This window comes from Kitasatospora fiedleri (assembly GCF_948472415.1).
In the GTDB taxonomy this organism is placed as follows: Bacteria; Actinomycetota; Actinomycetes; order Streptomycetales; family Streptomycetaceae; genus Kitasatospora; species Kitasatospora fiedleri.
Window position 1 is genome coordinate 293,602 of the sequence record NZ_OX419519.1, and the last position, 12,254, is coordinate 305,855.

General features: G+C 74.6%; 9 protein-coding genes and 3 pseudogenes. 5 read left to right on the forward strand and 7 right to left on the reverse strand.

Features of this window, described 5'->3' with window-relative positions; all coding sequences use genetic code 11:
- Positions 1 to 30: 30 nt before the first annotated feature.
- Positions 31 to 1,336 (reverse strand): annotated as a pseudogene (locus tag QMQ26_RS01455) (glutamine synthetase family protein).
- A gap of 797 nt (positions 1,337 to 2,133) precedes the next feature.
- On the opposite strand from QMQ26_RS01455, the gene QMQ26_RS37165 reads away from it, so the two are divergent.
- The 3 genes from QMQ26_RS37165 to QMQ26_RS01470 all read left to right on the forward strand — a co-directional run bounded on the left by QMQ26_RS37165 (position 2,134) and on the right by QMQ26_RS01470 (position 3,255).
- Positions 2,134 to 2,622, forward strand: a complete 489-nt coding sequence (locus QMQ26_RS37165) for a GNAT family N-acetyltransferase (protein ID WP_318552172.1) — start codon at positions 2,134 to 2,136, stop codon at positions 2,620 to 2,622.
- Positions 2,623 to 2,908: 286 nt separating this feature from the next.
- Positions 2,909 to 3,115, forward strand: coding sequence for a DUF2087 domain-containing protein (locus QMQ26_RS01465; protein WP_282204448.1), 207 nt, complete (start codon positions 2,909 to 2,911; stop codon positions 3,113 to 3,115).
- Positions 3,097 to 3,255 (forward strand): DUF2087 domain-containing protein, encoded by a 159-nt coding sequence (locus QMQ26_RS01470; RefSeq protein ID WP_282204449.1) that lies wholly within the window; start codon positions 3,097 to 3,099, stop codon positions 3,253 to 3,255. The genes QMQ26_RS01465 and QMQ26_RS01470 overlap by 19 nt, the downstream gene beginning before the upstream one ends.
- Here QMQ26_RS01470 and QMQ26_RS01475 read toward each other — a convergent pair.
- Positions 3,237 to 4,400: pseudogene (locus QMQ26_RS01475) on the reverse strand (serine hydrolase domain-containing protein). The gene QMQ26_RS01470 and the pseudogene QMQ26_RS01475 sit on opposite strands and share 19 nt — an antisense overlap.
- Before the next feature lie 310 nt (positions 4,401 to 4,710).
- On the opposite strand from QMQ26_RS01475, the gene QMQ26_RS01480 reads away from it, so the two are divergent.
- Positions 4,711 to 5,268 (forward strand): dihydrofolate reductase family protein, encoded by a 558-nt coding sequence (locus QMQ26_RS01480; RefSeq protein ID WP_318552173.1) that lies wholly within the window; start codon positions 4,711 to 4,713, stop codon positions 5,266 to 5,268.
- A gap of 96 nt (positions 5,269 to 5,364) precedes the next feature.
- Here QMQ26_RS01480 and QMQ26_RS37835 read toward each other — a convergent pair whose 3' ends face one another.
- The gene (locus QMQ26_RS37835) at positions 5,365 to 5,892 is read right to left on the reverse strand and encodes a DUF6777 domain-containing protein (protein WP_404814035.1); all 528 of its coding nucleotides are present in this window, start codon (positions 5,890 to 5,892) and stop codon (positions 5,365 to 5,367) included.
- A gap of 88 nt (positions 5,893 to 5,980) precedes the next feature.
- Positions 5,981 to 6,877: pseudogene (locus QMQ26_RS37840) on the reverse strand (DUF6777 domain-containing protein); the annotation flags it as partial.
- A 485-nt stretch (positions 6,878 to 7,362) separates the two neighbouring features.
- Between QMQ26_RS37840 and QMQ26_RS01490 the strand changes: the two are divergent.
- On the forward strand, positions 7,363 to 8,607 hold the full coding sequence (locus tag QMQ26_RS01490) for a streptophobe family protein (protein ID WP_282204451.1): 1,245 nt from the start codon (positions 7,363 to 7,365) through the stop codon (positions 8,605 to 8,607).
- Positions 8,608 to 8,687: 80 nt separating this feature from the next.
- On the opposite strand, the gene QMQ26_RS01495 is transcribed toward QMQ26_RS01490, so the two are convergent.
- The 3 genes from QMQ26_RS01495 to QMQ26_RS01505 all read right to left on the reverse strand — a co-directional run bounded on the left by QMQ26_RS01495 (position 8,688) and on the right by QMQ26_RS01505 (position 12,251).
- Positions 8,688 to 10,541 (reverse strand): M1 family aminopeptidase, encoded by a 1,854-nt coding sequence (locus QMQ26_RS01495; protein WP_282204452.1) that lies wholly within the window; start codon positions 10,539 to 10,541, stop codon positions 8,688 to 8,690.
- Positions 10,542 to 10,663: 122 nt separating this feature from the next.
- Entirely contained in the window at positions 10,664 to 11,746 is a 1,083-nt protein-coding gene (locus tag QMQ26_RS01500; protein WP_282204453.1) for a serine/threonine-protein kinase, read from the reverse strand.
- A 4-nt stretch (positions 11,747 to 11,750) separates the two neighbouring features.
- A complete protein-coding gene (locus QMQ26_RS01505; RefSeq protein WP_100834610.1) occupies positions 11,751 to 12,251 on the reverse strand; it encodes a hypothetical protein in 501 nt (166 codons plus the stop codon).
- Between the last annotated feature and the right edge of the window lie 3 nt (positions 12,252 to 12,254).

Consider the following 12,254-nt stretch of genomic DNA (forward strand, 5'->3'; position numbering starts at 1 on the left):
GCCCGAGCTGGTATTCGTGCCGCCGCCGCTTCACAGCCGCTCGAAGCCGCGGCGGCGCTCCCAGTCGGTCACCGCGGCGTCGTACGCGGCGAGCTCGACCCGCCCGGCGTGGGCGTAGTGCCGGACCACGTCCTTGCCGAACGCCTCGGTGGCGGCCTCGCTGCGCTCGAACCGGTCGATCGCCTCGCGCAGCGTCCCGGGCACCCTGGGCGCGTCGGAGGCGTACGCGTTGCCGGTGAACTCGGCCTCCAGCGGCAGCTGGTGCTCCACCCCGTGCAGCCCGGCGGCGATCAGCGCGGCCACCGCCAGGTAGGGGTTGACGTCGCCGCCGGGCACCCGGTTCTCGAACCGCAGCGAGGACCCGTGCCCGACCACCCGCAGCGCGCAGGTCCGGTTGTCGCGGCCCCAGGCGATCGCGGTGGGCGCGAAGCTGCCCGGCACGTAGCGCTTGTAGGAGTTGACGGTCGGGGCGAGCAGCAGCGCGAAGCCGTCGAGGCAGGCGAGCTGCCCGGCCAGGAAGTGCTCCATCGTCCGGGAGAAGCCGTGCGCGCCCTCGCCGGGGAACACCGGGTGACCACGCTCGTCGCGCAGGCTCAGGTGCACGTGGCAGGAGTTGCCCTCGCGCTGGTCGTACTTGGCCATGAAGGTGAGGCTGACGCCCTCCTGGGCGGCGATCTCCTTCGCGCCGGTCTTGTAGACGGCGTGGTCGTCGCAGGTGGTCAGCGCGTCGGCGTAGTGGAAGGCGATCTCGTGCTGCCCGAGGTTGCACTCGCCCTTCGCGGACTCCACCGTCAGCCCGGCCCCGGTCATGCCGGTGCGCAGGCGGCGCAGCAGCGGTTCGATCCGGGCGGTGCCGAGGATCGAGTAGTCGACGTTGTACTGGTTGACGGGCGTGAGGTCCTGGTAGTGCTTCTCCCAGGCCCGCTCGTAGCTGTCCCGGAAGACCAGGAACTCCAGCTCGGTGCCCACGTACGCGCCCCAGCCGTAGCCGGCCAGCCGCTCCAGTTGGCGGCGTAGCACCTGGCGGGGCGAGACCGCGACCGGGGTGCCGTCGTGCGCAGGGTGGCCGGGTCGGGGGCGAAGACCAGGTCTCCGTAGCCGCTCTCCCAGGAGGAGACGGTGTAGCCGTCGACGGTGTTCATCTCCACGTCCACCGCCAGCAGGTAGCCGCAGCCCTCGGCACCCCCGGCCAGCACCTCGGCGAGGAAGTACCCGGCGTCCAGGCGTTTGCCCTTAGCCGGCCCTGCATGTCGGTGACGGCCAGCACGACCGTCTCCACCTCGCCCGCGGCCACCAGTTCCCGCAGCCGCTCCACCGTGAGCCGTCCCTCGACCATCCCCCACCACCTCCGCCACCCGGCCCCCGCACGCGAACCGGTCCGCCACGACGACGATGATCCCGCTCCGGACCCGAGCGCACCAGGGGCCGCGCAGCGGGTGCCACCAGAGCCTGATGAACCGTCAGAAAATCATTCCTGCGCATGAGCTGATTGCTCATCAGCTTTTTTCTTTCTTGTCTCCACTCCCCCACCTGGCGCGCTCGGACCGAAATGCCGGTTGCCTCCGACGGCCGGACCTGCTTCGGTGACGCCTGCCCGCCCGTCCCGACCTCCTTGGAGCCCACGACCGTGACCTTCCGCCTGACCGCTCTCCGCCGAGCCCGCCGCCGGCCCGTCCTCGCACCGCCTCGCCTGGCTGGCCTCCGCCCCGGACGGCACCCCGCTCGCAGCGCCTTCCTACGCACTGTTCGACTCCGCCGGCCAGGCCCACCTCTGCGAACTCGCCCTGGACGTCCACCCGCCGAGCGGCGGCGCGGTGCCGGCTCGGCGCTGCTCGAAGCCGCGGCGACCGCGGCCCGGGAGGACGGCCGCCGCACCCTGCTCGCCCAGGCCGTCGAGGGCTCCCCGGGCGACGCGTTCCTCTCCGCCCGGGGCTTCGAACGGGCGCTCGTCCTCGAGTACGCCCGACTGGACCTGACCCCGGCCGACACCGGCACCGGCACCACAGCCGACACCGACGCCACTGAGGCCGGTGGCGTGGCGGGACCCGAACTCCCGCCCGGGTACCGGCTGGTGTCCTGGCTCGGCAGCTGCCCGAGGAGTGGCTGCCCGCTTTCACCCGGGCCCGCACCGCCATGGACGACATGCCGATGGGCGACACCGACTTCGGCGTGGTCGCGTGGGACGAGGCCCGGGTGCTGGCGGCGGCGCGGGCCGTCGCCGACCGGGGCGAACTGCTGCACACCGCCGCCGTGCTGGAGACCGCCACCGGCGACCTGGTCGGGTTCAGCGAGCTGGTGCTGCCCGCCGACCGGTCCGGTGACGGCCAGCACTACGGCACCGCCGTCCAGCCCGCCCACCGCAGGCGCGGCCTGGCCCTGGCGATGAAGGCGGAGGCGATCCGCTGGCGCGGGCCGAACACCCCGGGATCACCGGCCTGCGCACCGACACCGCCGACCACAACACCGGCATGTTGGCGGTCAACCGCGCCCTGGGCTACCGCAGCACCCACCGCGCCATCGAGTTCCGCCTCCCGCTGTGATCCGGCACCGGCCGCCGCCTGGACGCCTCCCCTCAAGATCCGTGCTTCACCGCCCGGTCGCTCCGCGTCATCCGACTGCTGATCGGCGTCTAGGTGCTCCACGGGCTGATCAGCGCCCGGCCGTGCCGGCGCACCTGCCGGCGCGGACCACCCTCGGCCGGTCTCGCTTGATTCGGCCGCGTGCCCCAGCGGAGGCAGCGGAACAGCAGTGCCCGCACCACCGCCGCCCACCGGGCCCGGCCCGTCGCCGTGTTCCGCGCACCCATGCGTTCCCTCCCCCTCCCTCTTCCGGGGGGTACCGGCCCTCGGCCGGTACCCCCCGGTTAATCCGTTTGTCTCCCGGCAACCGCGCTGCGAGGCTGCCTGTCATGTCCGTTCATGAACACCGCCGACCTCGCCGCGTTCTTCACCGACGGCCGGCTGGTCTCGGTCCCGCGCCGACCGGCCCGCCGCCCGCCCTGCTCGAACACCTGGTGCGCACCCTCTTCGACCCCGAGCGCCCGTACCGCGAGCAGGAGGTCAACGAGGCGCTGCTCACCGTCCACCCGACACCGCCATGCTGCGGCGCTACCTGATCGAGGCCCGGCTGCTGACCCGCACCCGGGACGGGTCGAGCTACCGGCGGGCCGTCGCCGCCGACCACGACGCCCCGACCGGACCGACCGCGCCGACCGCCCCGAGCGGGCCGGTGGACGCTCAGCCGCCCGCCGCGTAGCTCCAGAACTCGCGCATCAGCGGCGGCGCGGTGGGCCCCGTCATCTCCCGCTGGGTGAGCAGCACCGTCACCAGGCCCGTCCGCCGCACCAGGTGGGCGGCGGTGCCGGTGCCGCCGACCCAGCCGTAGCGGCCCGGGGTGTTCCACGGCTCGCGGCGGACCACGTCCACCGAGCCGCCGTAGCCCCAGCCCTGCCCTTCCAGGAACAGCTCGCTGTCGGCCCGTTGGCGTTCCGTCAGGTGGTTGGTGGTCATCAGCCGGACCGCGCCCAGCGAGAGCACCCGCCGCCCGTCCTCGGCTCGGCCGCCGGCGCGCAGCATCCGCAGGAACGTGAACAGGTCGTCGAGCGTGGACACCAGGCCGCCGGCGCCGGACGGGAACGGGGGCGGGGTGCTCCACTGGCCGTCCGGTGGGTCCGCCACCTCCAGGGTGCCGTCCGGCCCCGGGCGGTACAGCGGGGGCAGCCGGCCGGGTGGCGCGTGGAAGGCCGTGTCGGGCATGCCCAGTGGCTCGAACAGCCGCTCCGTCAGCACTTGGTCGAGCGGCTGCCGGGCCGCCCGGGCGATCAGGACGCCCTGGATGTCGGAGCAGGTGTTGTACAACCATGCCTCGCCCGGCTGGTGGAGCATCGGGATGCCCGCCAGGGCGGCCGTCCACTCCTCGGGTGGTGCCACCTGCTGCGGCTGTGGCGGCCCCTGCGCCAGCTCCGCGAACAGCGGGGCCAGCGCGGGGAGGGTGAAGTCCGCCGCGAAGCCGTAGCCGGCCCGCGACTCCATGACGTCCCGTACCGTGACGGGCCGGTGCGCCGGGACGGTGTCCCGTCACCGGGGCGTGTGGCATCCGCACCACGCGCAGGTCTGCCAGCTCCGGCAGCCAGCGCTCGACCGGATCGTCCAGGGCGAGCGCCCCGTCGTCGACCAGCTGGAGCAGCGCCGCAGCCGTGACGGGCTTGCCGACCGAGGCGATCCGCACCGGCGTCTCCCTGGCCAACTCGCCCGCGGCGGCCGTCTCGACCTGCCCCTCGCGGCGACCAGGGCGACCGCTCCCGGCACCGTCCCGTCCGCGACCCGGCGATCCAGCAGCGCCTGCAGGCCGCCCGCACCGCGCGGCTCGCCCGTCGTGCGCGTCCCGTTCGTCCCGTTCATCCCGTTCGTCTCACGCATCGTGTTCCCCTTTCGACGTCGGTGCCCGATCCGCACCGTCCGTACCGTTCGCACCTTCTGTCTCCTGCTGTAGGAAGTGTGCCCCGGCCCCCGAGCCGATCCACCGAACGATCGGCTGGCCTTGGCGCACCGATCGGTTGACACCTCATCAGCCGATCGGTTGACCCGGCCGTCGACCGCCGGTTGGTTTTCCGCCGCACGGGCGCGCCGGGCCGCCGGAACCCGCCGTCCGGGTGCCGGACGCGGGTAACGTGGCCCGCACCCCTGACCGCCGCAGGTGCCGGAGGTGCCGGTGTCCGACCTCGTGCTGATGATGTCCGTGTCCGTCGACGGCTGCTTCTCCGGCCCCGACGGCGATCTCGGCTGGCAGCTCGTCGACGACGAGCTGCACGAGCACTTCAACCGCCGGCTGGCGGCGATGAGCGGCTTCCTCGACGGCCGCGTCACGTACCAGCTGATGGCGGAGTACTGGCCCACCGCCGACCAGGACCGACCAGCACCCGCCGGTGGTCGAGTTCGCCCGGATCTGGCGGGAGATGCCGAAGACGGTCTTCTCCCGCACCCTCGACCACGCCGACTGGAACACCACGATCGCCGCAGCGTCGATCCGGAGGCCGTCACCGCCCTGAAGTCCTCCGCCGCCTCCGACCTGGCCGTCGGCGGCGCCGTCCTCGCCGCCGAACTCCGCCGGTTGGACCTGATCGACGAGTACAGCCTCTACGTCCACCCGGTGGTGCTGGGCCGCGGCCGCCCGCTGTTCCCGCCCTCCGACACCCGCACCGACCTGGTGCTCGCCGAGACGCACACCTTCGGCAGCGGCGTCACGCTGCTCCGCTACCTGCGCCGCTGACCGCAGAACGCCCACCGCCACTGCCCACCACGCACCGCGCACCACGCACCTGCCAGGAGCCGGAAGGAGGAGCCCCGACCCACCAGCAGACCACCGTTACGGCGTGCCCGAGCCGGCCGGCTTCGACGCCCCGCCGGACGCTCCGCCGGAAGCCGGTCCGGAGGACGCGCCACCGCTCGGCGAGCCCGGTGACCCCGGCGAACCCGGTGCACCGGACGGCCCGGAGGAGCCGGGCTGTCCGGGCGAACCCGAACCGCCGGAGGACGGCGCGGACGACGCGCCGGACGCGCCGGACGCGCCGGACGAGGGTGCCGAGGAGCCGCCGGACGGCGTCCCCGTCCCGGAACTCGCGCCGGAGGAGCCGGAACCGGAGGCGCCGGGCGAGGCCGACCCGTCGGTCCCGCCCGTGCCGCCCACGGGACGGTCGAACTGGCGGCCCGTCGCCTGGTCCACCAGCACGATCCGGTTCACCGGCGCCGCGGCGGGCCGCACGGTCACCACCCCGTCCGGGTGGAACGAGGACCAGGCCGTCCCGGTGTACGTGCCGCCGCTGCCGTTCGGCGGCGTCAGCGGGTTGCCGCAGGCGCAACGCACCCGCGGCACGCCCTGGTTGTCGACCAGCACGGCCGTCCGGACTGCAGGACGGCCTGGTACGGGTGGCCTGCCCGCTCTGGTAGCCGTGGTTGGTGACCCGGGTGTCCTGGCGCAGCACCACGGGGGTCAGGCCGTTCAGATAGCCGTCGATCTGCGAGCTGCCGATGCCCTCGACCCCGGCCCAGGCCCGGGCCTTGTCGGTGTTGGCGGCCAGGTACCCGGAGAGTTTCGGCACGTCGCAGCTGGCCACTTCCCTGGTCCCGCCGTACAGGCCGGGCTGCCCGCCGTCCACGGCGCCGCCGGAGGCGGCCGGGCTGCCGGACGCGCTCGACCCGCCGGACGCGCTCGGGCTGCCGGACGCGGCCGGGGCGGAGCCGCTGGGCGAGGCCGAGTCGGGCGCGCCGCCGTTGGCGACCGAGTCGGTGAACGGTTCCTGCCCGGCCGCGGCCACCGGTTGCATCTCGACGGCCTGGGCCGTGCCGCCCCCGCCCGAGCCGCCGGTGGCGACCACGCCGAGCGCGACGCCCAGCCCGACGAGGACCGCGCCCGCGAGCACCGGCCCCTTCCGCCACCACGGCTTCCCGCCGCCACCCGCACCGCCCCCGGCCGTCGGCCGTCCCCGCGCTCGCGGTCCGCCCTCCGACGCCCCGATCCCCTCGCTCGGCGGCACCCCGCCCGCCGAAGCACCCGACGCACCGCCGAGGGCCGCGCCCCACCCGCCGACAGCGGCCCCGACGGCGGGCCCACCGGACCACCCCACCCCCGTTCCCGGAAGGAAAGGACGACGCAGCATCCAGCGCGCCCCGGCAGCGCTCCCGACGTCATCCCCGACCGACGGCCGCACGAGCTCCGTGGGCTGCGGTTCCGCAGCTGCCGCGCCGTCGCCGCCCGTCCGCTCCACCAGTTCGGTCGGCGCTCCCTCCGCACCCCCGGCGTCCGTCCCCGGCCGGACCACCTCCGTGGGAGGCCCCGCCGACCCGGAGGCCCCGGAAACACCTGGCGGCACGACAGGCATGACAGGCTCGGCCGTCCCGCCCACCACCTCGCCGCCCACCACCTCGGTGGGGCGGTGCGGCGGCGTGGCCTGGGCACCTTCGTTCTCGTGGTCCGGCCCTGCGGGTTCCCCGGATTCCCCGGGCTGCCGGGGTGTCGGCTGCTCACTCACGGGACTTCCTCCCGGTCGGACTCCCCCGAGTCCAGCTGCGCACCCACCATTGTCCGCCCGCTCCCCCGCCCCCGCTCCCCCGGCTCCGACCGCGCCCCGCACCGCACCGCCCCGCACGCGGCAACTCGCCACCCGCCGCGCCCTGTCGGAAGCTGGAGGAACCGGCCGCTCCGGGCCGGTACCCGGGGGGCTCGCTCGAAGGGCCGGTGAGACGTGTGACTGGTGCCGCCACTCCCGCGGACCCCCGCACCCCCTCGTCCCCGCCTCCGCCCCCACCTCCCCCACCACCACCGCCTTCCTCGCCGTCCGACCGGTTCGCCGCGCCCTGGTGGTCCGTGCCGCTCTCCGCGCTGGTCACGGTGGTCGGCGCGCTCGCGGCGATGGCGGCGGTGGCCGCGCTCGGCCTCTGGCTGGCGGGCGCGGACGACCTGCCGGGCGGCGGTTTCGGCCCGGTGCTGGCCGCGACGCTGCTGATGGCGCTGGGCGCACCGGCGCAGTTGGACGGCGGCGCGGCCTTCGTGGCGACCGCGCAGGGCGGGATCACCGCGATGCCGCTGTCGGTGACGCTGGTGGGTGCGCTGGTGGCGGCGTACCTGTTCCTGCGGCCGATGCGCCGCCACGCGGTGGTGGGCGGGCGGCTGTTGCTGGCCCGGGTGCTGGCGCTGGCGGCCGGCTGGGCGGTGGCGGTGCTGCTGCTGTCCGCGGCGGCGCGGCACTCCTTCACGGTGTCGACCGGCGATCCGCTGATCGACGAGCTGGGCGGGGCGTTCGGTGCGGCGCCGACGGTGGGGTTCCGGGTGGACCCGGGCCCGGCGGTGGGCTTCGACCTGCTGTGGCTGGCGGTGGTGGTGCTGCTGGCGCTGGCCGCCTCGCGGCGCGCGCCGTTGCCGACCGGCTGGGTGCGCTGGCACGGCACGCTGCGGCCGACGGTGCACGCGGTGCTGGTGCTGCTGCTGGTGTACGTGCTGCTGGGACTGGTGGGCGGCCTGGTGGCGGTGGTGACGGGCAGTGAGCCGCGGCAGACGCTGGCGGTGGTCTGCCTGGGGCTGCCGAACCTGGCGTGGCTGGGGTTCGGGGTGGGCCTCGGCGCGTCCTGGCACGGCCACGTCACGAACAGCCTGGGCCTGCCGTTCCCGCATCCGCTGGCGGCGGTGCTGCGCTCCGGGCGGGACGTGACCCTGGACCTGGGCGCGCTGGCCGAGCAGAACGGCTGGGCGTGGCTGCTGCTGCCGCTGGCGGCGCTGCTGGTGCTGGCGGCGGGCGTGGTGGCGGCGGTCCGGGCGCGTCCGCCGCTGCCGGTGTGGCGGTCGGTGGTGCAGTCGGCCGTGGTGCTGGCGCTGGCGGTGCTGGCGGTGGGCCTGGTGTCCCGGGTGTCGGCGGTGTACGGGCTGTCGCTGCTGGGCCTGGGCGGCGAGGGGCGGACGGTGCTGGAGCCGGACCTGCTGACCGCCGTCCCGATCGCCGCCGGCTGGGGCGCCCTGTCCGGTCTGCTGGGCGCGCTGGTCGCCCGCCGGCGCTTTCGCGGCGGGGCCCCGCCCGGCGCCGCCGCGAAAGCGCCGGCGGGCCGGGCGGAACCCTGACGCCTTGGACGCCCCTGTGCTCGCGCCCGGAACCCGGGGCGCGGTCAGCCGCGTCAGTCGCGTCAGTCGCGTCAGCAGCGTCAGCCGTCGATGCGGTGCTGCGTCCAGAAGGACGTCAGGTCGACCGTGGTCGCGGCCTGCGCGGCGGCCTTGAACTCGGCGGTGGTGGAGATCCCGTACCAGTGCGCCGCCGCGTAGTCGTGCAGCAGTTTGGTCATCGCGGTGTCGCCGATGGTGCGGCGCAGGTCGTGCAGGGCGCACTTGCCGTAGCCGTAGACGACCGTCGAGTAGCGGGAGGAGTGGGCGTCCCAGTAGGCCATCGAGTTGCTGATCTTCTCGGCGGAGGAGGCCCAGGAGGTGCTGTTCCAGCAGTTGGTGCCGGTCTTGCCCTGGGCGAGGTCGGTGGCGTAGTCGGTGAACGCCTCGTCCAGCCAGGGGTTGTTGTACTCGTCGTCGCCGACGATGCCGTACCACCACTGGTGGCCGATCTCGTGGGTGAGCGCGGTGGTGGAGACCAGGTCGAGGACGAAGCCGGGGTACTCCATGCCGCCGAACCAGAAGTTGTTGTCGATCACCGCGTCGAGTTTGCCGTAGGGGTAGGCGCCGAACCGTCCGGCGTGCGCGTCGACGGCGGACTTGGCGGTGCTCAGCATGGACTGCGCGTCGCTGGAGCTGATGCCGCTGACCGAGTAGACGTTGACCGCGGTGCCGGCCGCCGAGCTGCCGGATATTTTGCTGAACGGTCCGGCGGCCCAGGCGAACTCGCGGACGTTCTTCGCGGTGGCCGTGGTGACGGTCCGTCCGCTGCTGCCGGGGGTGTCGACGGAGCTGCCGGTGGCGGGGACGAGCAGGCTGCTGGGGTGGTCGAGGGTGACGGTGTAGTCGGAGGCCAGGGTGTAGAAGGACTCACCGTTGTTGGTGTAGGGGTCCAGGTGCCAGCCGCCCGCGTCGCGCACCGCCAGGACGGGCAGCGCGTTGCCGATGAAGGCGAAGGCCCCGTCGCGGCCGAACCGGTCGGCGCCGGAGGGGACGGCGATGGACAGGTCGAAGCCGAGGCTGCCGCTCTGGCCCTGGGCGAGCGGCGCGGGCAGGGTGACCTTGAGCGCGGTGCAGCTGACGCTGAGCGCGCCGGCGGTGCCGCCGGTCAGGTTGCTGACGGTGACGGGCGTGCTGGGGCAGCTGCCGTGGGCGTTGTCCCAGAGCCGCAGGTAGACCTCGGTCAGCGGGGTCGCCGAGGGGTTGGTGAAGCCGATGCCTTGGTGCCCGGTCCAGGTGGCGCCGCTGGTGTCGCTGCTCAGGCTGACGGTGTACCCGGTGGGGGCCGGGGTGCGGGTGGCGTCGGTGGTGGGCGGGGTGGTGGTGCCGCCGGAGACGTCGAGCGCGAAGTCGTCGAGCACGAAGCTGGTCTGCAGGCTGGCGTCCTCGACGCCGCTGAAGGCGAGGCTGACGGTCTGTCCGGCGTACGCGGAGACGTCGAGCGTCTTCTTCACGTAGCCGGCGGCGGCGTCCAGGTTGGAGTAAGTGGCGAGGGTGGTGCTGCCGAGCTTCGCGGTCAGTTTGTCGTACGCCGTGGTCTTGGTGGTCTCGGCGGTGTCGACGTGCAGCCAGAAGCTCAGGGTGGCGCTGGTGCAGCCCGCGGGGAGGGTCACGGTCTGCGCGAGCGTCTCGGTGTGCGCCGAGCCGTAGCCGTTCAGCCAGGCGAAGGACGTCCCGCCGTGGGCGCTCTGCCCGCTCTCGCTGGTGATCACGCCGCTGGACGAGGTCCAGGGCGAACTTCCGGACTCGAACCCGCCGTTCACGACCACCTGGGCCGGCGTGCAGGCGGCGGCCTGCGCGACGGTCGCGGTGGCGGTCACGGTGCCGGCGGCGACGAGCACGGTGGTGCCCAGGACGGCGACGGCGCGGGTGGCGAGGGCGCGGAGTCTGTTGCTCATGGTGCTCCTCTCGGTCGCCAGGGTCTGTGGGGGCCCTGGCCGAGGGGCAGACTGCCAGCAAACACCCGACTGTGAAAGGTGCATGCCACTGATCGTTACGCCCCGGAAACGAGCGGAAACCTTCAGGGTTCGAACACCGGCCGCGCCCAGGCCGGCGGCCGCGGCGGCCGGTCCGCCCCCGGGACGACCGAGGGAACGGCCGGCGGAACAGCCTCCGGGACGACCCGCGGAGCAGCCGGGCGCGCACCCCGGGGAGCCTCGCGGGACGCGGGGCGCGGGGCGCTGCGCGGGTCCGTCGCCGCCCGCAGCGCCGCGACGAATTCCAGGCAGCTCCCGTACCGCGCGTCGGGCCGCTTCGCCATCGCCCGCTCCAGCACCGCGCCCACCTCGGCGGGCAGGTCCGCGCGCCGCTCCCGGACGTCCGGCGGCGGGTCGTTGAGGTGCGCCCAGAGCAGTGCCAGGTCGTCGTCGCGCCGGTAGGGCGGGCCGCCGGTGAGCATCTCGAACACCACGCAGCCCAGGCTGTACACGTCGCACCGCCCGTCCACGGGCTTGCCGGAGATCTGCTCGGGGGCCACGTAGTCGAGGGTGCCGACGAACTGGCCGACGCTGGTCAGGCCGGTCAGCGAGAGCGACTTCTTGGTCAGGCCGAAGTCGGTCAGGTAGGCGTGCTCGGGGCGGTCGGGGTCGGTGCCCTCGGCGATCAGCACGTTGCCCGGTTTGACGTCCCGGTGGACCAGGTCGTGGGCGTGCGCGGCGTCCAGCGCGCTGGCCACCTGGACGGCGATCCGCACGGTCTGGGCGGCGGTCAGCGGCCCCTGCCGGTCGAGCAGCGCGCGCAGGTCGCGGCCGCGCACGTACCGCATGGCCAGGTAGAGCACGCCCTCGGCCTCGCCCGCGTCGTACACCGGGACGATGTTCGGATGGTCGAGCGAGGCGGCGACGTGCGACTCCCGGACGAAGCGCTGCCGGAAGTTCTCGTTGCGGGCCAGCTCGGGGGCCAGCAGCTTGACCGCGACGGTGCGGCCCAGCCGCAGGTCCTCGGCGCGGTAGACCACCGCCATGCCGCCCCGCCCCAGCACGTGCTCCAGCCGGTAGCCGGCCAGCGTGCGCCCGTCCAACTCGCCGGGCTCCGCGGCGGCGGCCGGCGGACCGGCCTGCGCGGCAGGCCGCCCGGAGGGTTCGGAGGACCGTTCCCCTGACATCGGGTCAGCCCCGGTCGGGCGCGCGGTCGGCCGCCGCGTAGCCCTGGAGCTGGGCGGCGTCGCAGTAGTACCAGCGGCCCCGGTCGAGGTCGAGCAGCCAGGCGTCGGAGCCGTCCAGCACCGCGCCGAGCCGCAGCTCGCGGGTGCCGTCGCGGAAGGTCTCCAGGTCGATCCGGCCGGCCGCCCAGTCGTCGACCAGCCGCCGGTAGGTGGCCAGCGAGCGTTCCAGCGCGGCGAGCAGCGGACGCGGGTCCTCGGTGGTGGCGAGCGGGCCGCCGGCCGACGGGGGGCGCTGCGGGAGGGCGACCAGAAGGCGTCCGTCGACCCATGCGGACCAGCCGTTGGAGCAGACGATCCGGGCCCAGTTGCCGTGGGCCTCGGCGAGCGCGACCGGCAGCAGCGGGTCGAGCGGCACTCCGGCGGCGGCCGGGTCGGGCGCGGTCCAGGTCGGCAGGCCGTCGGCCGGGACGACGTGGGTGGGCCGGAATCCGTCGGGCGGGCCCATGCG